Below are 21,523 nucleotides of genomic sequence, written 5' to 3' on the forward strand. Positions count from 1 at the left end.
TAATCGCCCGGTGCCGCGCGGTTGAACGTGGAGGTGAATAACCATGAACGTGCGTGACCTTATTCCGTGGGGCCGCAACAGCAACAACCAGGCCCCTAGCATCTATAGCGGTGGCGACCCGTTCCTGTCGCTTCACCGCGAGGTAAACAGGCTCTTTGATGATATGTTGAGGAGCTTCGAGACGCGCTTGCCTGCTGTGGGACAGCTTTCGCCCTTCGATGGGGGCTGGCCGAAGGTGGAGATTTCGGAGTCGGACAACGAGCTTCGCGTCACCGCCGAGGTTCCCGGCATGGAAGAGAAGGACATCGAAGTCCTGCTCGACGAAGATGTGCTGACCCTGCGTGGCGAAAAGCGGTCGGAAACCGAGGAGAAGGATTACTCCGAGCGCTTCTACGGTCGCTTCGAGCGGCGCATACCCCTCGGCTACGAGGTCGAGGACGACAAGGTCAAGGCGTCCTTTGCCAATGGCGTCCTGATCCTGACGCTGCCGAAGAACCCGAACGCGCAGTCGAAGGTGAAGCGCATCCCGATCACCCACTGACGCATGGACCAAGTCGGAGGCGGCAGCCCGCTGCCTCCGGCGCATCCTTCGCCAAAAATGGGAGGGATGAGTGATGCAGAAGCAAGAAAGAAAAGTCACACCAGTCGTAGAAAATCTCGGACCGGCAAACGAGAAACGCGGGCGAGCGCCGTCGCTCGGGCGATCCGAGTTCCCGCGTGATGCCGTCGCGCGGATCTACAAGCCTTGCCGCTCAGTCATGACCTCAAGCCGTGCGCGGCCGAAAGGGTGGCGGCTGTTGTTCGAGCGGCGTACTGCGCCGGTCATTGAACCGCTGATGGGCTACACCGCAAGTGGTGACACGCTGACCCAGGTGGAGCTCGATTTTCCAACGGCTCAGGCGGCCATCGACTATGCCGAACGGCAGGGGCTTGCCTACGCTGTTCAAGGAAGCCCGGCGGCCGAAAAGTCCAGTGTCGAATCGTCTGACGCGGACAACCCGCTGCAGGCCGGCGCAGACGTTGTCTGGAACCGCCTCCAGTTGGCTTTGCTGCAAAGCAGCCACGGCGCAGTTTCGCAGGCGCAGCATTATGGACCGGCGCTGACGGACCCGGAGGCGCTTTATGCATCGCCGATGGACGTGGTCGTCGATCCTCTTCTGACAGCCGACGAGAAACGCGCAATCCTGCGAAACTGGGCGTGGAACGAGTATCTGGTCGATCTCGCCACGGCCGAGGGGATGCCGGAAAACGCGCGTCCGACGCGGCTGGACGAAGTGGAATTGGCCCTGCTCGCGCTGGAGCCAGTTACGGCAGCGAACCTGGCCGTTTCTATTCCTGAACAGAAGCAGAAGGCAATGTGAGGGTCGTCATGGATCGGCTGACTGTGCTCGATTGTGAAAATACGGTGCCGAACCGTTTCGCACTGGCCGTCGCCGTGGCGGGGCGCGCTCGTGCGCTCAGCCGGGGTGCTGAGCGCCTGACGGACGAAGCGACGGCGCCCGTCGAACTCGCCCTGCGCGAGATCGCCGGCAACCGCTTCCAGCTCGACGAGATCAAGTCTTTTGTTCTGGCCGGTTCGGTTCCGCGCGATGGCTGGGTACGGCCCGGCCGACGAAGAAAGCTTCGCGGTGGCTAAGGTCAATCCATGGCTGCCGCACCCGCCGTCGCTCAGAGGGCGGCGCACTCACCATGTCAGGAAAGGAGGATGAGCAATGGAGAAATGGCTGAAAACTGAAAGTCGTCCGGCGATCGATATCGTCAATGTGATCGCCGGCATAGCGCTGGTACTGTCGCCTTGGTATTTTGGATTTGCGGCTGAAACCTATGCGGCCTGGAACGCCTGGATCGCCGGTGCGGTGATTGCCCTGATCGCCGTGGGTGCGCTGGTTGCGTTCCATGCCTATGAGGAATGGGCAAACCTGGTGGTTGGGCTGTGGACGCTGATCTCGCCCTGGGCCCTCGGTTTCTCGGCCCTGACAACGGCCATGTGGGTACATGTGGTCGTGGGAGTGATCGTAGCGGCCTTGGCTGCCGGAAGCCTCTGGTTCTTCGGCGACCGTCCGCTTTCAACGGCCTGACCAGCATCTCTGGCGGGCCCGGATCTCCGGGCCCGCTTTTTTCAACCGCTACGGGTGCGGTCTGCCGTTGTAGGCGTTGCGGCCAGGTACATCGGCAGCCGAAACACAGGCCGCTTTTTTCACCGACGTGTGTTGAGCCTGATCTCGCCCTGCATTTGCAGTTCCTCATTTCCTGTGCTTGGCGCGCGGGGAAGAAAGAGATGAACGCTTGTTCCCTCGCCGACCGCACTCTCGATCCTAACATGCCCCCCGGACTGCTTGATGAAGCCGTAAACCTGGCTAAGCCCAAGTCCGGTTCCCCGGCCATCGGCCTTGGTCGTAAAGAACGGCTCAAACACGTGGGCCAGGACCTCCTTGCTCATCCCGCAACCCGTATCGCTGACCGTGACCCGAACAAAAGAGGCAGCCGGAGCGGGCACGTCTTCGATGTTGCCGGGAGTACCGCTGGTCTCGATCGCCAGCGTGCCCCGGCCGGCCATCGCGTCCTTGGCATTCACAGCCAGGTTCAGGATGGCGACGTCTAGCTGATTGGCATCGACAACGACGGGGCCAAGTGCCGGATCCAGCTCAAGCCTGATGCTGATCCCGTTCCCCAGCGTCCGCTCCAGCAGCATCGTGACGGCTTCGATACGTCCATTCAGGTCGATTGTCTCCGGATACAGCGACTGTGCGCGAGAGAACGCGAGCAATTGCTGCGTCAGCGCACTGCCGTTTTGCGTTCGTTTGAGCAACTCTTCGATCAGCATCGCCGCGTTCGGATTCGCAGGATTCTCGCGCAGCTGCTTCTGAAGCAGTCGCAGCCCCGATTCGAACACCGCGAGCAGATTGTTGATGTCGTGAACGATGCCGGCAGCGAGCCGGCCGATCGCTTCGAGCTTTTGCGATTGACGCCGACGCTCCTGCTGCGCGCGTTGCGCGGAGACGTCGCGAAGACTGGCAAGCAGCGCCGGCCTACCGTCCCAGCTAAGTTCAACCGTCCGTATTTCCACTTCGGCTGGTGCTCGATTGGGTCTGTGGACGGTGATTTCCGTGGTTTCACCCGATATGACCGGCCGGCCGAGGGGGATGTGGACGAGATCGGCAGCCGGATAACCGAAGATCGCGGCGGCCGCCGGATTTGCATAAAGCACCGTTCCCGACAGATCGACAACCAGAACCCCGTCGGCCGTGGTTTCGATCAGCCGTCGAAAGTCGAGTTGGCTGATGCCCGTCAGATTTGCGTCGCCGTGTTGGTCGGAGATTTCGGCTGCGCCGCACGCCATCTCAACGCTCCTCACGCCAAGACGCGGCGGAGTCGCCGAACACGTCGGGTGCGCCGTCGAAGGGCTGACCGAGATGCATGCCGGTGCCGTCGATTGTGAAGCGCCGAATCTGCTTGTCATGCTCGCTGCCGCGCATTTTCAGCACCATGATCCCCCGATGCATGAAATCCCCTTCCTGGATGTACCGCAATAAGATGATCGAGTCCGTGAGGGTTGAAATATGCTGTTCGCTAGCACTCTGGCCGCCGACGAGCGATTTGTTGGTGGCCGTGCAAAGGCCAGCGATCTCGTGTTTCTTGATGAAGGAAGTGAGGCTGATTAGGAATTCCCGGAAACCGGTCTCTGGTGCGATCCGTTCCAATGCCGACAGGCTGTCGATAGCGACCCGGTCAGGCTTGAACTCTTCAATTAGCTCGCGGATCATCAACAGGTGGTCCGGCAAGTTCTGCGCTTCCGGGTAAATGCAAACGACCTTCAGCCGGCCATCCGCCTCCATGGCCTCGAAGTCGACGCCCCAGCCGCGCGCATTGCGGAACATCTGGCCGCGGCTCTCTTCGTAGCCGACCAGCAAGGCACGTTCGCCAGCCGCCGCGCCGCCTGCCAGAAAGTTTGTCACCAGCAGGGTCTTTCCGGTGCCCGTCGCACCGCTGACGAGGGTGATGCTGTCGCGGAAAAATCCACCGCCACACATCCTGTCGAGTTCCGGATTGCCGCTCGTCACCCGCTTGGTGCTGGATTGCTGCTCGAGCCGCAGTGAAGACAGTGGCACTGCCACTATGCCTTGCTTCACCACAAGCGTGATCGGCACCTCGCCCTCCACGTGGCGGCTGCCCCGCATCTTGAGAACTTCGATCGTACGCCTGCGTCGCTCGCGGTCGAGCGCGTTGCGCAGGATTACGACGTTGTCGGCAACAAACTCCTCGATCCGGTGGCGGGAGATCTCGCCATACTCGCTGTTGCGTTCGGCGGTCATTAGCACCGTCAAACCATCCCTCTTTAGCGCTGTCGCAATGCGAAGGAGTTCCCGACGGACCGATGTCTGCTCCGCGACGAAGTGGTCGAAGAGCTGGGTGACGGAATCCAGCACGATGCGCTTCGCCGCGGCGTTTCGCGCAGCGTGCAGGACACGCGTCAGCAAGCCTGACAGATCGAAATTGCCGACAACCATCTGGTCGTGGTCACGCGGGCTGGCGTCGACGAAGACCAGCTTGTTCATCTCGCGCCAGCGACGGATGTCCCAGCCGAAGCTAGCCATGTTGACCTCGATCTCGACCGGCGATTCCTCGAACGTGACGAAGACGCCGGGCTCGTCGAGCACGGTGATGCCGTGGGCCAGAAACTGCGTCGCAAATACAGTCTTGCCACTGCCGGGCGTGCCTCCGACGATGGTGGTGCGCCCGCGCGGCAGGCCGCCCATCACAAGATCGTCGAAAGCCTCGATACCGGTCCTGACGCGTTCGAGCGCGGGATCGATGAGGATCTCTTCAGCTGTGGTCATAGCCACTGTCCTTCTTGCGATAACCGAAATAGTCGAGAACCTGAGCGATGTTGCTGATGTCGCCAATCAGCCGTCGTGGAGGGATGGTTGACTCATCCGAGAGCGTCGGCGTCGCTAGAATGCCGGCCCTTTCCGCCTCGTCAGGATCCGCGACGACGTCGACGACCTGGATTTCGATACCGCCGGCCAACTCCTCCACTATCCTCAGACGGCTTGCCAGCGCCCGACGGGCGCCCGGCCCATCGCCGGCGACATACAGGCGAAGCAGGCCGTTGGCCTCTGGATTGGACCGATGACTGACGCTCATGTTCACGCCTTGCCGCAGGGAGTTGCAGTTTTCGACGTGCACGAGGCGCCACGCCGCGGAATCCAGCCGCCGTTCTTCCCTCAGCAGCCGTCGGTCTGCCTGGAAGCCGATGCACCACGGCTTGCGCTCGGTGAGGCCTGGATCAGCGCCCCCGTGCAATTTGTAGATAGCCGCGCCCGCCGCGTCTGCGCACTTGTGAACATTTCTTCGCGCCGGTCGTTGTAAACGCCGCCATTTGAAACGGAGGAGTGCGATGGAGAACCCTCGAAAGCGATCAGACCCGATCGGAAACAACCTGCTTCGGGCCCTCAGAGCCGACGACTGGGAGATCCTGCAACCGAGGCTCGAACAATGGTCGGCGCCTGCCGGGACTTTGCTGCACGAGCCAGGCGATGCAGTCCGTTACGCCTATTTCCCTTGCGGATCGGCCCTGGTCTCCTACCGCGTCGTGTTGAGCGACGGGCGAGCGATCGAGACTGCGCTCATCGGACGTGAAGGAGCGGTCGGCGGCATCGTCAGCCAAGGCAGACTTCCAGCGTATGCGCGGGCCGAAGTTCAACTTGGCGATTCATTCTTCAGGATCGACCTGCAACATCTCGAAGAAGCCAAATTGCGTTCCTTGACATTGCGTCACCTGTTTGCCCGCTACGCTGATTGCCTGATGGCGCAGGTATTCCAATCCGTCGCCTGCAGCGCAGCGCATTCGATCGAACAGCGCGCGGCAAGATGGCTGTTGGCCGTGACAGAACGGACGGGAGCCGAAAACCTTGCGGTGACGCAGGAACAGCTTGCTACAATGCTGGGGGTCGGCCGCTCCTATCTGAGCCGGGTCATTCGAGACCTGAGGCAGCGCGGCGTCATCGAAACCCGGCGCTCCCGGCTTGCTGTACGCAGTCCAGAAGGGCTGCGCTCGCTTGCCTGCGAGTGCAATGCGGCCGTCAGCCATCATTTCAACGACGTTTTGAAGGGGGTCTATCCGGCGGAGGAAAACGGCATGACAGGTGCGCTGGGCATGCCGCATAGGAAAGGACAGTGACAGACCCATTGTCGCCGGCCGGTCTGGGGCCTCCCACTTTTTTGCCCCGGACCTGGCCTACACCGATGCCGCGCGGACTGGGCGACCTATATCCGTTCCCCTGTGGAGGCCGCCATGGACATGAGCAACAGAAAGACGCAGTTCAATATCTGGTACTGGATTGCGGCGTTCGTGGGCGTGATGGTCGTCCAGTACATCTATGCCACGACGCAACACGTCGCCCAGATACCGTACAGCCAGTTCGAGACCCTTCTGAATGCCGGCAAGATCGCTGAGGTGCAGGTTTCGGACCGCTTTATCCAGGGCCGCTTCAAGGAGCCGCAAAACGGCAGGCCGCTGTTTATCACTACACGCGTCGAGCCGGACCTCGCCCGTGACCTGCAGGAACACGGTGTCACTGTGACTGGCCAGGTCGAAAGCACCTTCCTGAGCGACCTGCTTTCCTGGGTTGTGCCGGTGCTCGTCTTCTTTGGCCTGTGGATGCTGCTTCTAAGACGCATGGACGGCGGCGTCGGCGGTTTGATGCAAATTGGCAGGAGCAAGGCCAGAATCTATGTCGAAGCCAATACCGGCGTGACGTTCGACGATGTGGCGGGGGTCGACGAGGCCAAGGCCGAGTTGCAAGAGATTGTGGATTTTCTGAAGAACCCGGGCGAATACGGCCGCCTCGGAGGACGCATGCCCAAAGGCGTGCTGCTGGTCGGACCGCCAGGCACCGGCAAGACTCTCCTCGCCAAGGCCGTCGCGGGCGAGGCCAAGGTGCCGTTCTTCTCGATCTCCGGTTCGGAGTTCGTCGAGATGTTCGTAGGGGTCGGGGCCGCGCGCGTGCGCGATCTTTTCGAACAGGCGCGATCCAAGGCTCCCGCCATCATATTCATCGACGAGCTCGACGCTCTTGGCCGCGCCCGCGGGACCGCGGTCGGCGGCCACGACGAAAAGGAGCAGACGCTCAACCAGCTTCTGGTCGAACTCGACGGTTTTGATCCGCAGATCGGCGTCGTGCTGCTGGCCGCGACGAACCGTCCTGAAATCCTTGACCCGGCACTTCTGCGCGCCGGCCGTTTCGACCGCCAGGTATTGGTCGACCGGCCCGACAAGAAGGGTCGCATAAAGATCCTGCAGGTTCACATGAGCAAGGCCAAGCTGGCGAGGGATGTCGATGGGGAAAAAGTGGCGGCGCTGACGCCCGGGTTCACCGGTGCTGACCTGGCCAATCTTGTGAACGAGGCGACGTTGCTCGCCACGCGCCGCAAGGCGGATGCGGTAACGATGGACGATTTCAACAATGCGGTGGAACGCATCGTCGCGGGACTGGAGAAACGCAATCGGCTCCTGAACCCGAAGGAGCGCGAGATCGTCGCCTATCATGAAATGGGTCATGCGCTGGTAGCCATGGCGCTGCCTGGCGTCGACCCGGTGCACAAGGTGTCGATCATACCACGCGGCGTCGGCGCGCTCGGCTACACTATCCAGCGTCCGACCGAGGACCGCTTCCTGATGACGCGTGAGGAGCTGGACAACAAGATGGCGGTGCTGCTCGGCGGCAGGGCGGCCGAATGGATCGTATTCGGCCATTTGTCCACCGGAGCCGCCGATGACCTTGCCAAGGTAACCGACATAGCGCGCGCCATGGTGACGCGTTACGGCATGTCGGCAAAACTCGGGCACGTGGCGCTGGAAAAGGACCCGCGCTCCTTCCTGAGCCCTAACCCGCTCGCCGGCGGACCGCGCGAGCACGATTACGGCGAAGCCGCCGCCGACGCCATCGACACGGAAGTACGCGACATTGTGGCGGCCGCGTTCGAACGAACCGTCGGCCTCCTCACCGAGCGGCGCGACGTGCTGGAAAGGGCGGCACGCAGGCTGCTCGAGACCGAGACGCTCGACGAGACCGAACTTGGGTCGCTGGTCGGAGACGTCTCGGCGGATGGTGCTGTACGGGACGGGTCTGGTCAGTCGTCGGACAAGAGGCAGCCTACGCTGCAGCCGGCCAGGACCGCGGCCGCAATCCCCACGCCCGGATCGGGGAAATTCAGGACGCAATAGTGATGCTTCGGACTGCTCCCGACGGCATAGATCGCTCGTCAAAAGCCGTGTCGCACGCTGCAACGGCGACACGCGAGATTGATATCGATCGCTAGGCTTTCGAAACCAGTATATGTCGGTCACCAGCCAAGCGTTCTCGATGCCATTTGCTGGTCGCCCTAGGTGATATTACGCGACACGGGGACCTTGCCTCGCGCAGCCTTGAGCGCAACCTTTTCTTCCTCACTGCGCCCGGCTCCGCTGCAGGGGTAAAACCCGCATGGCACAAGTGATCGTACAGGGAACGTATCGCCAGCCCTTTCCAGAAGCATCATGAAACCTCCTTGGTCTTGACCCGTGAACGGCAGCGCCATCTGGCCAGCGTCGGACAAGTTCGAAAGTCACCGTTCCGGCACGTGCCTTACTTCGGCAAAGGCGATAACGACATCGAGGTCCGGCAGATCAACCGCCTGCGGTGCATCACCGGATACCACCTCGACCTGGGCATAATAAGGCCGATTTAGCCAGTCTTTTCAGCAACTTGTCTTTGCACGCTATGCTTCGCTAAGACACTACGACGACTGACTTTTTGTCGCTCCGAAGACCGAAGCCAGTATCCTATCGCAGGTCGGAGTTTCCGTCCGGGTGCTTCCGTGGTGCTTCCGCGGAATGACTTCGACAGAGCCTGAGGTGTGCGTTGGCTAAGCTGACCAAACGAACCGTGGATCAAGCGGGACCGGGAAAGTCGGACTACTTCCTTTGGGATGATGAGTTGCCTGGCTTTGGGCTGCGCGTGTTTTCATCCGGTAAGCGCAGCTACCTCGTGCAATATCGAGCGAGGTCGGACCCGCCGATTCACCATCGGTCCCCACGGGGTCTGGGCACCAGATGCGGCCCGAAAGGAGGCCCGCATATTGATCGGTCGGATCGCGCAAGGCGACAACCCTGCGGAGACAAAACTTCTCGACGCTAAAACGATCACCATCAAAGAACTCTGCACCCGATATTTGGCTGATTGTGAAGCTGGACTTGTGCCAGGCAAAGGCGGCCGCCCCAAGAAGCCGTCGACCATGGAGATCGACCGTAGCCGTATCAGCCGCCACATCCTTCCGCTCTCGGGAACCGGAGAGTGACCGAGATCACGTCGGCAGACATTGCCAAATTTCTGCGCGACGTTGCCAACGGCAAAACCCGGGCCGACATTAAGACGAAGAAGCGAGGCCGCGCGATCGTTCGGGGAGGTATTGGCACTGGTTCGCGCGGCGTAGGTCTCCTCGGGGGCATATTCTCATATGCCATCCGGGAAGGGATCATCGAAAAGAACCCGGTTCACGGCTTTCGCAAGCCGAAAGATCGCGTCCGTGACCGTCGTCTGACGGAGCGTGAGTATCGAGCATTGGGTAAGATTCTCGCGGACGCCGCTGACGACCCGCAGTTTTCAACGGCTACTAAAATGGCGCGGACACTCGCTATGACGGGGTGTCGACGGGGCGAGATTATCAATCTCAAAGTGGGCGAGATCGATGTTCAGCGCAGTTGCATCAGGCTTGAAGATTCGAAGGAAGGCGCATCGACCCGGGCGATCGGCTTGCCCGTGGTCGAGTTGCTCGAACCACTCTTGACCGACGATGAGACTGATTTCGTGTTTCCCGGTGGAGGAAGGGAAGGCATTGGTCGGGTTTCCAAAGCTGTGGGAAAAGCTCGTCAAAGACACCCCGCTTGAAAACGTTACACCGCACGTGCTTCGTCACAGCTTCGCGAGCGTGGCGAACGATCTCGGCTTTACCGAGTCGACGATAGCCGCCTTGGTGGGTCATTCTCGCGGAACGATCACAAGCCGCTATATTCACACAGTAGACACAGCGCTGGTAATGGCAGGCGATACAGTCGCCAGCTACATTCAGGCCTTGCTTGATGGAGCGAAGTTCGAGCGCGCGAATTATGCGCTCGACCACAGCGCGCGTAAGGAGGCTACGCGGAAATTTTTGACGGCTGTGGAGTTTGCCGAGCCGATAGTCCCATGAGGTGTCCGTCGACAGTCGTCCGGCTACTCAGCGCGTTGAAAATAATGCTCGACGAACAGGCGGCGAAATTGTGCTCCCTAGACCTATTTGGAGCCAATCGGATGACAGCCGTGTCGGCGCCAGCCCGACCGCAAATTGCGGCCGACCCCATGGCAAACGTTGATTAGCCAATGAACTTGATCCACAGGCGCTTGAACCATGCGACGATGGCCCTGAGCCCCTTCGGCTGTGCGCCGCGCTTGAGCAGACGGTCATGGACGCGGCCCGCTTCGATCTGCGCTCGAGACATCTTGCCGGCCCATTGGATGCGGCCGCTTTTAATGATGTAGTGCGAGCCACAAGGGAAGTCGTGATTGCCGATCGACGGCCATATCGAGGCTCCCTCGTCTTCCATAATGAGGTCATATTCAGTCGGAACGAGCGGTGTTGAAACCTCCTCGCCGCATCCACACGCGCAATTATGCAGCGCGACGTGGCATTCGCGCGACACGTAAAGGACACCGTCTTCCAGTTGTTCCGGAATGTCTTCGACGAAGACCGTTGTAAGACAATCCACCCGAGCCATCATGTCACCCGGTTTGTGATATTGTTACCCTCGATCATGTATGTCGCGTTCCTTTCGTTGCGCTCATCACGATAGAAGGTCAGCCAGCGTTTCCAGCGCATGACCGCCATAATCGCAGTCAAAGAATTGAGTTCGGCGATCTGGATTTCGGTTCCGTACACATCGGCCTCTTCGTCGTCGTCACCGAACGACAGATGGGTAGCCACTTCCGCCCACGGCGTGCCAGGGGCAATAAACGTTGCCCTTGCGCAACCGTCGAGCGTGTTGTCGTCCAGCCCTATACCTATGCCAGTGTCGACGAATGCAATGCCCAGGCGAACCAGCCCTTCGGCAATCACGCGCCGCGACGATCCCTTGTCAACGCAGACAAATACGAAGTCATAGGCTGAAAATTCGTCAATGTTGTCAGCCGTTACTCGAGTGGTGTGCGGCTTCACGCCCTTGTGCATGCGCGCGTAGAGCGCAGCGTAATAATCTACCTTGCGGGGGAAATTCTTCGCTAGCGCCAGTTCGGGAGCACCAGGCGAACGGAAAAGATTGTGGTTGAGAAGCTGGTCATCATCGTAGATGTGGATCTCGGCAACACGGGTCTTGGCGGCCAGGTCGAGCAGATAGGCACCGGTTCCGCCGAGGCCGATGATCGCGATGCTGCCCCTGAGTTTGCGGTTGGCGGCGAGGATTCCGTAGCGGACTGACGCAGAATCGGGAATCGCGAAGGGACTATCGTCCTCCGCACTGGCCAGCGTGACGCCTGTACGCGCGTTGGCGGTCTTGTCGTGAGACCGCGCAGCAGCACCGAGGTGAGACTCATAGGTGACAACCTTGTCATAGATGTTGGCATACTGGCCGGTGCCTTCTGGCTTCGACGAGAAATAATGGTGGACCTTGATGTCCGACCCCACAGTCGCTTCCTGACTATTATGGATGATATTTGTCATTGGCGTGCCATCGCGATGACAAGGCGTCTCGCCGGCGAACCACATGGTGTGGTCCGTCAGTGGAGTCGAGGTCAGGCCCTCCGTATCCAGCGACAGAGTGCAGACAAGTGTGCCTCGACCAAGCGACATGTCCCGCTTCACATAGGGCACGCTGTGAACGAGGAGGACGAGGTCGCGCATCTCAAGCTCAAACCCCTCGTCCAGCAGCTGCTTCAGATGTGGATCACGACTTATCAGATCGGCGGACATTGAAGACCATCCCATTCTTGACTTCGATCTTTTCGCCCTCCACCAGATCACCTTCCGCGCCGTGTACACCTTTCAGGTAAGTTATCGTGTACTTGAATTTCTCGAAGTCGGCGTCAGGGTAGGCGAGAAGTGCAACCTCGCGATAGCTGAGCTTTTTCTTAGGCACCGTACGCGGTCGCCCGTTGACTTTGATGACCACCGTCTTCGCTTCGCGGCTGCGGATGCGCTCGACTCCCTGTCCGCTCAGAGTCACCTCGCCATCAGCGGGAATGACCGCGTCGCCGGCGCTGTCCAGGATTAGCTCGAGTTCCTCATCGATGCTGGCGTAACGGTAGATGTCAGCTGCGGAGAGTTTGGCCGACCCCCATTCCCAGCCGCGCTCGTTGACGGTGAGGGAGAAGGTCCGATCGCCTTCGAATGAAAGGAACTCCGGCTGCGGTATCTGTCGCAGGTCGGTCGGCTCCTCAAGCCCGATCGAACGCGTCGACCCGTCCGCAATCTGGATGAGAATATAATCGCTAGCCGGATTGAGCCCGCCCATGGTGCGGACCTCGCGACCTGAGATTATGGCGTCATTGGTGCCGATCACGCGACCATCCAGCTTATATGTAAATTCCGTTACGTCAGGCATTGAAGCCTCCTTGTTTCTCATTCTGCACAAATCATATATGGAGTTTTTAGCCAATGTCTAGCTATTAATTAGCTATTTAATGATTGTTTTTTGATTGACAGGTATGGACTTTATAGCTACATGGAGGATCCTGGTTAGGGAGAAGCGCCTGTGAAGCGTACGATGACGCTTAATTTGTCGGACGCAGAAATGAGCGTCCTTGAAACCATGTGTGAAGAAAAAGGGTTGTCTAAAACCGCACTCGTTCGCCAAGCGCTGCGGCTCTACAAATCAGTCGACGATCGACTAGCGCGGGGCGAAAAGGTGTTCGTCGAAAGCGCGGATAAATCAGAAAAAGTAGAGCTGATGGTTCTATGAAAGAGCTGATCGATCGAGTCTTTCTCAAAAATCGTGCCACAGGCCTGTACGAAGATGCCCACCTGTATCATGGCTTGGACAGCACGAATCTCGCGCATATCGAAGGACGCTGGCGACCTCTTTTTGAGTTGCGTCGAAGGGAAGCTAAGGCTTCCCTTCAGACGTTAGCAGAGGTCAATGCTGAAGACGCCCATTGGGAATGGGGCAAGAAGGCGCTGGTTGCGCTGAACGACCCCTTCCTGTTCGATTTCTTCGTGCTTGAATGTGGTGGCAGTACCCAAGCCATCATGATGACGCGCAAAGGCGGTCAGGATTGCTTCAGTCGCCACCCCGAGCATCAGCGAGCGCCGCTGATCTACGTGGAGTTTTTGGCGACGGCTCCATGGAACCGACCAAAGTTGGTTGCTGACCCGACTTACAAGGGCGCGGGCCGTGTGCTCATCGGTACGGCCGTCAGCTTGAGCCTAGAAGAGGAATTTGGTGGCCGAATTGGCCTGCATTCACTTCGTGGCGCAGAAGTTTTCTACCGGGATGCGATCGGAATGACGGATTTCGGAACGGATAGCGAAGGAGTACATAAAGGACTTAGATACTTCGAGCTTTCCAGCAGGGATGCTGCGACTTTCCTATCCGTGCAACACTAACAAGAGGAGTCGACCATGAAATTACATTTCACTGCCGATTGGCTGCGCAGCCATATCGAACATGATCCGGATGTCGATTGCGACGTGGGGCTCCCGCTCCGCGACGCAGCTCCGCTTGAGCGTCTTATGCAGGAGAAGTCTCGTCATCAAGCAACTGCGGGGCAGCCTAATTCGGCTGCCCCCGAACAGAAATCTGCTGTGTTGTTTAAGTTGGTGCATCAGCTTCGACGCAAGGACGGTTTAAGCATTGCGCAGTTGGCTGCCAAAATTCGTGTTGATGCGGCGGAATTGGAGCAAGTGGAGAAGGATCCCAACTATGTTCCAGGCCCGCGTACCGTTCATCAGCTAGCCGAGTTTATTGGGGTTTCAGCACGTGCTGTAGGACTGCTGACTGCGGCGGCGTCCGCGCAGAATGACAATCTCACCGAAGCGGCGCATCGTTTTGCTGCGAGTTCAGACGACCTATCGAAACTAAGCCAGGCTGAAAGGCGCGACCTCAACGATTTCGTTAAGGTACTGGCGTCAATCGATAAGAAGAATGGATGACCATGTCTGCGATTGAGCCGATAATCGGGGACTTTGAGCGCCGAGATATTCATGAGCACATATCACGTTTGCTACGTGATCTCGGCAATCCAGAGCCCCCATTAAGGCTCGAGCACGTGCGCGCGCTGCAAAAGCTTGACCTTACCTATTATAGCAAGGCGAACCTGAGCCTATTAGATGAGATTGCCCACAGGGCGCGAATGGCTGGGAACGAGATCACCAGCACGGCTAAGCGCATGGTCGATGTAGTCCAGCAATATGGCCTTCGTGGTATCCTAATGTTGAAGGAAGGCGACAAAAGAATCTTCATCGATGATGAGGTAGCCGAGCTAAAGCGACGCTTCCTCATCGCACATGAAATTACACATGACCTTCTACCGTGGCATCGCTCCCTGCTTCTGGGCGACAACGAGTCCACGCTGAACCCAACATTCCATCAGGCAATGGAAGCAGAAGCTAACTATGGCGGACGCCATCTCTTGTTTCTCGGAGGAAGATTTCGACCGGAAGCGCTGGACTGCTCATTGGAATGGAAGAGTATCGAGCACCTTCGCAAGCGCTATGGGAACACACTTACAACAACACTTTGGCAAATGGTTTGTGAACGCGACCCGGAGTTTCCCGCCTTCGGGGTGGTCAGTCGGCATCCGTATCACAGAGATATTTGCGAGAAGGCGGGGAATGACAATGTGGCATATTTTCCAAGATCGAAAGCTTTAGCTGAGCACTTTCCCGGAATCACCACCACAGTTGCCTATTCCGCGATCTGCGATCACGCAACGAACCGCAAACGGGGTCCAGTAGGCGAAGGCGAAAGCATCTTTTATGATGCGAACGGCGAACCCCATGTATTCTGGTTGCACAGCTTCTCAAACACGTACGATCTGCTCACTTACTGCATCTACAAGAAGAAACACCAGCGCATTTTCCCTGTCGGCTATAGGGCAGCCTAGTCATAGGCAGACGGTTATCTCAACGGCAGCTTGCCCATATGTAAGCACACCACCGCTGTTTCGCTTGCGGCATATTTCTTGGCGGACGTCGCTTATTGTCGGCGCGATATTGGTATGACCTCGCCGAGCTGGCCGGACGGCCCCTCACCGCGGGTCGGCGCCACGAGCTTCAGCTTCACGACGCGAGCAGGCTCTTGCGAGAGCCAGCCCGGAGGAAGTGCAGCCAAGCTCTCAATATCATGAGCGAACAACGGCAGATCGTGCCGAAGGTCTTCCTTGGACAGCCCCCCGTCATCCACCACGGTCCGAAATACATCAGCCAGTAACGTAGGTTGCTGCAGCGGCCAAACGTCATCGTAGGGCTCGGACCCTGAGTAGCCCTTTGCGCTGTAGCTACGATAAAGGCGGGTCGCTCCCTCGGCATCGACAATGCAGAGGCGTTGGAGACGCATGATCTGAGCCTTGATGGACACGCGCCAGCGAACCTTCAGACGCTCCAGCTCCCAAAGCGAAGCACTAGTGACCTCAGCCGAGAACTGACTCGCCGGCAGAAGCAACGCAGAAGCGAACCGATGAGCTTGGTCTTCGATCAGCTTGAAGTTCTCGACAAGCTCATCCTCGGACACTGCACGGTGCAGCAAGAGGTGGGCCAACTCGTGCGCGGCATCAAATTGTCTTCGCGCGAACGACTGCTTGTCCGTGGCTAGAAGTACGTATGGGCGACGATCAGATCCCCACCTGCTTAGCCCATCCAACTGTGTGGTTTCCATTGGTTCGCTCGCCACGACGACGCCGATCTGCTCCAGCAGAGCAACTACGTTGGGGATCGGTCGCAATCCGATTCCCCAGTGCTCTCGCGCTGTTTGGGCAATGCCCTCCAGATCCTCATCCCGCAGGCTTCGGTAGCTTACGCCGTTGAGTAAATCTGGCAGGTCGACTTCAGGGAGAAACGCATAATGGCCGGCAACTGCCGTAATGTCCTCAAGCCAGGACAACCGCGCGAGCTGGATCGAACGATCTGCCTTCAATGCGCTAGCCAGGGATCGAAAAAATGTGGTTCCGACGTCAGGGCGTGGCGACAAGAAAAAGTCAACTGGGACCGCCAGCGCTTTCGACAGTTCCTCCAGTGCAGGGCCTTCCGGAGCGGTCTCTCCATCTTCCCAGCGGATAACTGTGCTAGGCGCGCGCCCCATCATATCAGCAAGGGCCTTGCGAGAGGTGATCCCTCGTGCCAGCCTTGCTTCCGCGAGCTTTCGCCCATCAAATCCCTTTACACCGCTACGCAATATTCTCAGCCCTCTGCCTGGTCGCTCTCCGTCCCGGCAATCGTGTCCTTGAAGCTTCTAGTGACTGACCGCAGCGCGATACCACGCTTCGGAGCCTCCCGCGATGCCCCATACCCTGCAAGAAACTCCTCGACCTTCTCCAGGACGATAAACTGCTCAACCTTCGTATCAGCGACGCCAACCGAGATCGAGGCGAGCTTCCCTATCGCGAATGGATCGCGCTGGACCATAATTACAACGAAGCGTTCACGATCAGTGAAGCTCTCCCGGGCGCGGAATAGATCGGCGTCGAGACCTTTGTTCTGGCTGCAAAGCGCCAACCTCGTTGCATTCTTCACTGGCGCGTCGTCCGCATCTCGATGCGACGCGAATCCAACCAGAGTACCGCCGAAGCGCCCGGTCGTGAGATACACAGGCAGCTCCCGTACCTGGTCCGATCCAAACTCCACCTTCACCCGACTCACGAACTCGCCACCGTTGCGGACGATTGCCTTCTCAAAAATCTCATCTAGCACCTGATGGCGGACGAGCCCGACCGCTTTCGACTGCCGCTTTCGAGACAGCATGACGCCCCCTTTTGTCGTCTCAGTCGACACCGCGACCGAGGCTTCCGCCTGCTGCGCCCCGATCGGGAAGTCCTGTTGGACGTCAACGAGCAGGGCGCGGGGCACGTCTCGCCGGATGCCGTCCAATATATGTGCCCGCTGTTCGTCATCAAGCATTGGGGTCTCCGCGCCAAGTGATAATCAGTTTTGCATTCTCAGGGATTTGTGTCACAAAAATTTGCACTTTGCAATCTTTGCCAATGCGGTCCATGCTTGTTCCCCGCCGAGATTCGATCGGAGTCGCCTCGTAAGACCATGACGACTGAGGCGAGGGCCGAATGGCCGCGCTTCTTGTCTGCGCGATGCAAGGTGACCGTCAACCCCCGGCATGTATTGAACATCCATCAATCGGCAGCTCGATGGTCGGCTCCGAAGGGTAATGTCGCGCTAATCCATTCGAACACACCAGCCGGCGGGACTTTTAACCCATCGATTGATATCGGATTCCCGCCAGCCCGCCCCGTTGACGCTGATCTTGATCTGGGCCGGGAACGTGCCTTCGGCGATCTTGCGATAGATGGTTGAACGGGACAGGCCGGTCCGGGCAAGGACGGTTTTGAGGCGTATGATACGATCCGGCTCGGACATGGGTTGCCTGCACCTCACTGGTCCTGCTGATTGCTGCTGCGACAGACAGGACGAACCTACCCCGGAGGCAATCAGGTTCGTCGCCTCAGCCGGCTGCGGCGTGGAAACGACGGCAAATCGGCATGACTTAGATCCCAATGCCTCGTCCCTTACCGATGCCATGGCTGAAGGCGAGTTCCGCACCCAGGCGACGACCCGACTCCACGTTGATGCCAAGCTCGCGTTTGCGGTTGGCCAGGAGGGATTCAAGTTGAGGGTCGCGTTCAAGGCTTTTGGCCATGTCGGACATGGCCGAGCGCGTTGACTTGTAGCCGGACATGTCGCCGGCCCGGTATTGGTCCTGGCTTGTCCGGTGGAGCTTCTGCCAACGTTCGACGAAACGGTCGGCGCGGCGGCGGGGATCGATGTCCATCCCGGTGCGGATTTCCGTTTCAAGCTGGAGATCAAGCACGATGCGGCTGACGCGGCCGGCGCCCGCCTCGCGGACAAGTGCGGGATTTTTGACATAGGCCGCTTCGGCATCGCGCCAACCGTGGGGGCGAACCTTCTCGAAAGCGCTGCGGGCATCCCTCAATTCGCGCATCTGCTCGGGACTGCCCTGCCCGTCCGCGTTTCCGCTGCGCAGGATCGCGTCGAGCGCGCGCGCGTGACGCACAAGCGCCTTCGTGCGAGCGCTGCGCAACGCAGCTTCCGGGTCCGGCGGTGCTTCCGTGTTGCGCTGTGTACCCGGCCATGGCTTTTCCCTTTCCGGCGTGACAGCCCCATTTGCAATCCGCGCTCCAACATCTTCCCTTCCAGGCCCCTGCCCACGGTCGTGGCCGGGCTCAGCGTCGCCGGGCGAGCGCAACCCGTCCAGCAGCCCGCCGATCCGGTCGCGCAGCCTCTCCGGAACGATCCGGCGCACGATCTCGACCACACGCTCGCGGAAAGTGATGCCGCGCCGTTCGGCATAGCTCTGCGCCGGGTCGATCTTCTCATAGTCGCAGGCCATGTCCTTGGCGCGGTCGCGTGACAGGGTGCGGACGAGTCGTTGGTGGGTCGCGAAGTCGTCGCTGCTATAGTGCAGGTCCATCCCGTCTCGATGCCGCGATAGGGCGACGTAGGTGCCATGCGCATCCATGCCCGGTGTAGCGAGCACATGGGTGCGGTCGACGGTCATGCCCTGCGCCTTGTGAATGGTCGCGGCATAGCCGTGGTCAATGTGGGCATAGTCTTTCAGGTCGAAGCGCACCGACCTGCCATCGTCGGTTTGAACCGTCATGCTTTGCACGCTGACCTCTTCGATCATACCAAGCGTGCCGTTTTTGACGCCAAGCCCGCGCTCGTTGCGCAGGAACATGACGCGATCGCCACCTGCAAAGGTCCTTGCACCGCGTTCGACATCCACCTGCACTTCGTCGCCGAGATCGCCGGCGGCGCGCATGCGCTCGCGCGCTGCCTGGTTCAGCGCACGAACCTCGTCGTTTGTGTGGGTGAGGATGATCCGGCTTGCCTCCGGGTGCGCCTGCCTGTCGCGATCCCAGCGCTCAACGAGATCGCCGCGCGCCTGGTCGCGCGTCGCGGCCTGATGCACCACGCCCTGCACATCATAGGCGCTGATCGCAGCGCCGATCCTGCCGGTTGCCAGATCGCGCGTGGCGTCACGATGCCAGTCCTCGCGCTGCCGGCGCACCTGGCCGATCTCGACGCCACCGTGTCGCTCGTGGATGGAACGGAACGCGGCGCCGGCTTCGATCGCCTGTAGCTGCTGCGGATCACCGACCAGCACGATCTTTGCGCCAACGTCCGCCGCATGAGAGAGCACGCGCTCCAACTGGCGCGTGCCGACCATGCCGGCTTCATCGATCACCAGAACATCACGCGCGGTGAGCAGATCACGACCCTGTCCCCAGCCATGTTCCATACTGGCAATTGTGCGAGACGAAATCCCCGACCCGCTTTCGAGATTTTCGGCCGCAATACCCGAAAGTGCCGCGCCTCGAACCTCATAGCCAGCTGCTGCCCATGCCTGGCGCGCAACACCCAGCATGGCGCTCTTGCCGGTTCCGGCAAAACCGACAACAACACCAAGACCGCGCCCATCGGTGATGTGATCCAGTGCATCGGCCTGCTCACCTGACAGGACAAGCCCGCGCTGCTTGGCGTGCGCCAAAGCTGCCTGGCGCTGTGCGTCACCCACCGCATGACGCTCCGCCCCGGCCATGCGTTCCGCAGCGCGATGCAGGCGCAGTTCGGTCTCGATCATCTGCTGCGTGGTGAAGCGGTCTTCGCCACGCCCGTCCTTGCCGAGTTCGACCAGATCGGGCGCTTTGTTAATGGCTGCCATGACCGCGTTGAACTGCTCCATTCCGTCGCTGTGCCGATGCGAGAACTTGGCAATGTCTTTTCGGGTGAAGGTCGATTGCTGATGGGTGATGGCATCCACCGCCACGGATGGATCGGCAATGATGCGCGCGCCATTTTTGCGCGCGATCTCGCGGTGCAGTTCGGCGCGATCTGCTTCAATGCCGGCAACGTCAAGACCGCCCTCAATGCGTTGGGCCGGTGCGCCGATCTGGGTTTGCGGCTCCAAGGCAATGCCCTGCGCCTCCAGACTGCGATGATCGATGCGGGCGTCTATGTCGAGTTCGGCAAGGCGTTCATTGGCAAGCTCGGCCCATCGCTCGCGCCAGCGCTCGACCAGCTGGGTAGCATTCCAGTCTCGAACCTTTGGACCAAAACCCTTCTCGCCCACTGATCGCATGGAAAGCATGACATGGGTATGCGGTTTTGGACTGCCATCCTCCGCCCTGTCCCAATGCACATTGAGATCGGCGACCATGCCCTTGCTGACAAACTCCGCCTGGACAAAGTCGCGCGCCAGCTCGATGCCTTGCGCCTGGCTGAGTTCGCTCGGCAGAGCAAACTCCACCTCTCGGGCAAGCTGGGCATCCTTCCTGACCTCGAAGGCTTCGACATCGTTCCACAGCCGTTCGCGGTCGCTCCAGGCTTCCGGCGCATTCTCCGGCAGCATCACCTCGGAATGGACGACGCCGCGCTTGGCCGAGAAGTCATGGCTACGATCAATGCGCTCGTCCCGCAAGCGCGAGGCCGAGCGGTAAGCGGCCGACGCAACCGCGCTCGAGCCTGCCTTGCGGCCAATGACCTTGACGTGAAGATGATAGATCGCCATCGCGACCAGATCATTTGCACGGCAAAGCGCACGTCGGCACGACGTATAAGCGCGCCCTCCCTCGAAAAAATCTCGGGATGGACCAGCCCGTCCCCGGCTGTCTCGGCAACAGGGAAGCCTTCCGGAAGGCGCTCCCCTATCATCGCCGCATCGACAGTAGATGGAGAAAGCCATGCGCAAACCACGAGACTTCGACTCGGAACTGAAGGCTTTGGAAGACAAGGCGCGAGAACTCAAAACGCGAAAGGTGCAGCAACTTGGCGAGCTGGTGATCGCCACCGGAGCCGATCAACTCAGCACCGACGAACTGGCGGGCGCATTGGTCGCAATCGCCGAAACGAAAGACACCGCAAAGCGCGAGGCATGGGTCAAGCGTGGGGTGATGTTTTTCGAAAGCAGGTCCCGCCGAACTGCTCCGGCATCTGAAAGCAACCGACATAGCACTCCAACGCAACAAGGCAGCCCGCAACCGCCGGCAGGTGGCCCGGGCCCGGCATGACATGCGCAGGTGGCAGGTGGAGCGCCGCAAGCGCACTCGACATCTGATCGAACTCGGCGGTCTTGTCGTCAAGGCTGGCATAGTTGATCTGACCGCCAACGATCGCGCCATCATCTACGGCGCGCTACTCGGGATCGCCGCCAAACTGCAGAGCGATGAAGGCGAGCACGCGCGGGAATTGTGGGCCGAGAAGGGAAAGGACGCCTTTGTTGCCGGACGGTATGGGGGGCAAGAGGACGAGTAAACGTAGCGTTGGGCGG

General features: G+C 59.7%; 22 protein-coding genes and 1 pseudogene. 13 read left to right on the plus strand and 10 right to left on the minus strand.

Annotated features, from left to right (window positions below; all coding sequences use genetic code 11):
• Nucleotides 1–43 precede the first annotated feature (43 nt).
• The 4 genes from FJ960_RS16530 to FJ960_RS16545 all read left to right on the plus strand — a co-directional run bounded on the left by FJ960_RS16530 (nt 44) and on the right by FJ960_RS16545 (nt 2,078).
• Nucleotides 44–541: an Hsp20/alpha crystallin family protein gene (locus tag FJ960_RS16530; protein ID WP_140715330.1), complete on the plus strand. Its 498-nt coding sequence runs from the start codon at nt 44–46 to the stop codon at nt 539–541.
• Between the two features lie 73 nt (nt 542–614).
• Nucleotides 615–1,361: an NADH dehydrogenase ubiquinone Fe-S protein 4 gene (locus FJ960_RS16535; RefSeq protein ID WP_140715332.1), complete on the plus strand. Its 747-nt coding sequence runs from the start codon at nt 615–617 to the stop codon at nt 1,359–1,361.
• Between the two features lie 8 nt (nt 1,362–1,369).
• Nucleotides 1,370–1,636, plus strand: coding sequence for a DNA-directed RNA polymerase subunit omega (gene rpoZ / locus FJ960_RS16540; protein WP_140715334.1), 267 nt, complete (start codon nt 1,370–1,372; stop codon nt 1,634–1,636).
• A gap of 76 nt (nt 1,637–1,712) precedes the next feature.
• Nucleotides 1,713–2,078, plus strand: coding sequence for an SPW repeat protein (locus tag FJ960_RS16545; RefSeq protein WP_140715336.1), 366 nt, complete (start codon nt 1,713–1,715; stop codon nt 2,076–2,078).
• Nucleotides 2,079–2,197: 119 nt separating this feature from the next.
• Here the strand turns inward: FJ960_RS16545 and FJ960_RS16550 are convergent, their stop codons facing one another.
• Genes FJ960_RS16550 through FJ960_RS16560 form a run of 3 tightly spaced genes read right to left on the minus strand, consistent with a single transcriptional unit; the run spans nt 2,198 to nt 5,304 of the window.
• Nucleotides 2,198–3,340, minus strand: a complete 1,143-nt coding sequence (locus FJ960_RS16550) for an ATP-binding protein (RefSeq protein WP_140715338.1) — start codon at nt 3,338–3,340, stop codon at nt 2,198–2,200.
• Nucleotide 3,341: 1 nt separating this feature from the next.
• The gene (gene kaiC, locus FJ960_RS16555; protein WP_140715340.1) at nt 3,342–4,838 is read right to left on the minus strand and encodes a circadian clock protein KaiC; all 1,497 of its coding nucleotides are present in this window, start codon (nt 4,836–4,838) and stop codon (nt 3,342–3,344) included.
• Nucleotides 4,825–5,304, minus strand: coding sequence for a circadian clock KaiB family protein (locus FJ960_RS16560; RefSeq protein WP_224525806.1), 480 nt, complete (start codon nt 5,302–5,304; stop codon nt 4,825–4,827). Before FJ960_RS16560 ends, kaiC begins: the two co-directional genes overlap by 14 nt.
• A gap of 94 nt (nt 5,305–5,398) precedes the next feature.
• Here FJ960_RS16560 and FJ960_RS16565 point away from each other — a divergent pair, with 94 nt between their 5' ends.
• The 3 genes and pseudogenes from FJ960_RS16565 to FJ960_RS16575 all read left to right on the plus strand — a co-directional run bounded on the left by FJ960_RS16565 (nt 5,399) and on the right by FJ960_RS16575 (nt 10,230).
• Nucleotides 5,399–6,181 carry a Crp/Fnr family transcriptional regulator gene (locus tag FJ960_RS16565; RefSeq protein ID WP_140715342.1) on the plus strand — a complete coding sequence of 261 codons (783 nt, stop codon included), beginning with the start codon at nt 5,399–5,401 and terminating at the stop codon, nt 6,179–6,181.
• A gap of 114 nt (nt 6,182–6,295) precedes the next feature.
• A complete protein-coding gene (gene ftsH, locus FJ960_RS16570) occupies nt 6,296–8,227 on the plus strand; it encodes an ATP-dependent zinc metalloprotease FtsH (RefSeq protein ID WP_140715344.1) in 1,932 nt (643 codons plus the stop codon).
• A gap of 676 nt (nt 8,228–8,903) precedes the next feature.
• Nucleotides 8,904–10,230: pseudogene (locus FJ960_RS16575) on the plus strand (tyrosine-type recombinase/integrase).
• Between the two features lie 163 nt (nt 10,231–10,393).
• Here FJ960_RS16575 and FJ960_RS16580 read toward each other — a convergent pair.
• Genes FJ960_RS16580 through FJ960_RS16590 form a run of 3 tightly spaced genes read right to left on the minus strand, consistent with a single transcriptional unit; the run spans nt 10,394 to nt 12,613 of the window.
• Nucleotides 10,394–10,798 carry a DUF6527 family protein gene (locus FJ960_RS16580; RefSeq protein ID WP_023697172.1) on the minus strand — a complete coding sequence of 135 codons (405 nt, stop codon included), beginning with the start codon at nt 10,796–10,798 and terminating at the stop codon, nt 10,394–10,396.
• A complete protein-coding gene (locus FJ960_RS16585) occupies nt 10,795–11,982 on the minus strand; it encodes a ThiF family adenylyltransferase (RefSeq protein ID WP_140715346.1) in 1,188 nt (395 codons plus the stop codon). The genes FJ960_RS16580 and FJ960_RS16585 overlap by 4 nt, the downstream gene beginning before the upstream one ends.
• The gene (locus tag FJ960_RS16590; protein WP_246672854.1) at nt 11,957–12,613 is read right to left on the minus strand and encodes a multiubiquitin domain-containing protein; all 657 of its coding nucleotides are present in this window, start codon (nt 12,611–12,613) and stop codon (nt 11,957–11,959) included. Before FJ960_RS16590 ends, FJ960_RS16585 begins: the two co-directional genes overlap by 26 nt.
• Nucleotides 12,614–12,763: 150 nt before the next feature.
• On the opposite strand from FJ960_RS16590, the gene FJ960_RS16595 reads away from it, so the two are divergent.
• The 4 genes from FJ960_RS16595 to FJ960_RS16610 are packed head-to-tail and all read left to right on the plus strand — an operon-like array spanning nt 12,764 to nt 15,113.
• A complete protein-coding gene (locus FJ960_RS16595) occupies nt 12,764–12,970 on the plus strand; it encodes a ribbon-helix-helix protein, CopG family (protein ID WP_010913797.1) in 207 nt (68 codons plus the stop codon).
• Entirely contained in the window at nt 12,967–13,614 is a 648-nt protein-coding gene (locus FJ960_RS16600) for a hypothetical protein (protein WP_140715350.1), read from the plus strand. The genes FJ960_RS16595 and FJ960_RS16600 overlap by 4 nt, the downstream gene beginning before the upstream one ends.
• 15 nt (nt 13,615–13,629) lie before the next feature.
• Nucleotides 13,630–14,160, plus strand: a complete 531-nt coding sequence (locus FJ960_RS16605; protein WP_140715352.1) for a helix-turn-helix transcriptional regulator — start codon at nt 13,630–13,632, stop codon at nt 14,158–14,160.
• A complete protein-coding gene (locus FJ960_RS16610; RefSeq protein ID WP_140715354.1) occupies nt 14,157–15,113 on the plus strand; it encodes an ImmA/IrrE family metallo-endopeptidase in 957 nt (318 codons plus the stop codon). The genes FJ960_RS16605 and FJ960_RS16610 overlap by 4 nt, the downstream gene beginning before the upstream one ends.
• Nucleotides 15,114–15,205: 92 nt before the next feature.
• On the opposite strand, the gene FJ960_RS16615 is transcribed toward FJ960_RS16610, so the two are convergent.
• From FJ960_RS16615 to traA, 4 genes are all read right to left on the minus strand, one after another.
• Entirely contained in the window at nt 15,206–16,141 is a 936-nt protein-coding gene (locus FJ960_RS16615; RefSeq protein ID WP_246672855.1) for an ImmA/IrrE family metallo-endopeptidase, read from the minus strand.
• A 263-nt stretch (nt 16,142–16,404) separates the two neighbouring features.
• Complete coding sequence (locus FJ960_RS16620) at nt 16,405–17,121, minus strand: hypothetical protein (RefSeq protein WP_140715358.1); 717 nt, start codon at nt 17,119–17,121, stop codon at nt 16,405–16,407.
• Between the two features lie 270 nt (nt 17,122–17,391).
• Nucleotides 17,392–17,592 carry an AlpA family phage regulatory protein gene (locus tag FJ960_RS16625; protein ID WP_140715360.1) on the minus strand — a complete coding sequence of 67 codons (201 nt, stop codon included), beginning with the start codon at nt 17,590–17,592 and terminating at the stop codon, nt 17,392–17,394.
• Between the two features lie 127 nt (nt 17,593–17,719).
• The gene (gene traA, locus FJ960_RS16630; RefSeq protein ID WP_140715511.1) at nt 17,720–20,764 is read right to left on the minus strand and encodes a Ti-type conjugative transfer relaxase TraA; all 3,045 of its coding nucleotides are present in this window, start codon (nt 20,762–20,764) and stop codon (nt 17,720–17,722) included.
• A 172-nt stretch (nt 20,765–20,936) separates the two neighbouring features.
• Here traA and FJ960_RS16635 point away from each other — a divergent pair, with 172 nt between their 5' ends.
• On the plus strand, nt 20,937–21,263 hold the full coding sequence (locus tag FJ960_RS16635; RefSeq protein WP_140715362.1) for a conjugal transfer protein TraD: 327 nt from the start codon (nt 20,937–20,939) through the stop codon (nt 21,261–21,263).
• 1 nt (nt 21,264) lies between these two features.
• Complete coding sequence (locus FJ960_RS16640; protein ID WP_140715364.1) at nt 21,265–21,507, plus strand: conjugal transfer protein TraD; 243 nt, start codon at nt 21,265–21,267, stop codon at nt 21,505–21,507.
• The last annotated feature ends 16 nt before the right edge of the window (nt 21,508–21,523 follow it).

This window comes from Mesorhizobium sp. B2-3-11 (genome assembly GCF_006442215.1).
Taxonomy (GTDB): Bacteria; Pseudomonadota; Alphaproteobacteria; order Rhizobiales; family Rhizobiaceae; genus Mesorhizobium; species Mesorhizobium salmacidum.

Excerpts from the sequence above, each read along its gene's own strand:
- FJ960_RS16530 (WP_140715330.1), top strand. The coding sequence starts at position 44 with ATGAACGTGCGTGACCTTATTCCGTGGGGCCGCAACAGCAACAACCAG.
- FJ960_RS16535 (WP_140715332.1), top strand. The coding sequence starts at position 615 with ATGCAGAAGCAAGAAAGAAAAGTCACACCAGTCGTAGAAAATCTCGGA.
- rpoZ (WP_140715334.1), top strand. The coding sequence starts at position 1,370 with ATGGATCGGCTGACTGTGCTCGATTGTGAAAATACGGTGCCGAACCGT.
- FJ960_RS16545 (WP_140715336.1), top strand. The coding sequence starts at position 1,713 with ATGGAGAAATGGCTGAAAACTGAAAGTCGTCCGGCGATCGATATCGTC.
- FJ960_RS16550 (WP_140715338.1), bottom strand. The coding sequence starts at position 3,340 with ATGGCGTGCGGCGCAGCCGAAATCTCCGACCAACACGGCGACGCAAAT.
- kaiC (WP_140715340.1), bottom strand. The coding sequence starts at position 4,838 with ATGACCACAGCTGAAGAGATCCTCATCGATCCCGCGCTCGAACGCGTC.
- FJ960_RS16565 (WP_140715342.1), top strand. The coding sequence starts at position 5,399 with ATGGAGAACCCTCGAAAGCGATCAGACCCGATCGGAAACAACCTGCTT.
- ftsH (WP_140715344.1), top strand. The coding sequence starts at position 6,296 with ATGGACATGAGCAACAGAAAGACGCAGTTCAATATCTGGTACTGGATT.
- FJ960_RS16580 (WP_023697172.1), bottom strand. The coding sequence starts at position 10,798 with ATGATGGCTCGGGTGGATTGTCTTACAACGGTCTTCGTCGAAGACATT.
- FJ960_RS16585 (WP_140715346.1), bottom strand. The coding sequence starts at position 11,982 with ATGTCCGCCGATCTGATAAGTCGTGATCCACATCTGAAGCAGCTGCTG.
- FJ960_RS16590 (WP_246672854.1), bottom strand. The coding sequence starts at position 12,613 with ATGCCTGACGTAACGGAATTTACATATAAGCTGGATGGTCGCGTGATC.
- FJ960_RS16600 (WP_140715350.1), top strand. The coding sequence starts at position 12,967 with ATGAAAGAGCTGATCGATCGAGTCTTTCTCAAAAATCGTGCCACAGGC.
- FJ960_RS16605 (WP_140715352.1), top strand. The coding sequence starts at position 13,630 with ATGAAATTACATTTCACTGCCGATTGGCTGCGCAGCCATATCGAACAT.
- FJ960_RS16610 (WP_140715354.1), top strand. The coding sequence starts at position 14,157 with ATGACCATGTCTGCGATTGAGCCGATAATCGGGGACTTTGAGCGCCGA.
- FJ960_RS16620 (WP_140715358.1), bottom strand. The coding sequence starts at position 17,121 with ATGCTTGATGACGAACAGCGGGCACATATATTGGACGGCATCCGGCGA.
- FJ960_RS16625 (WP_140715360.1), bottom strand. The coding sequence starts at position 17,592 with ATGTCCGAGCCGGATCGTATCATACGCCTCAAAACCGTCCTTGCCCGG.
- traA (WP_140715511.1), bottom strand. The coding sequence starts at position 20,764 with ATGGCGATCTATCATCTTCACGTCAAGGTCATTGGCCGCAAGGCAGGC.
- FJ960_RS16635 (WP_140715362.1), top strand. The coding sequence starts at position 20,937 with ATGCGCAAACCACGAGACTTCGACTCGGAACTGAAGGCTTTGGAAGAC.
- FJ960_RS16640 (WP_140715364.1), top strand. The coding sequence starts at position 21,265 with ATGCGCAGGTGGCAGGTGGAGCGCCGCAAGCGCACTCGACATCTGATC.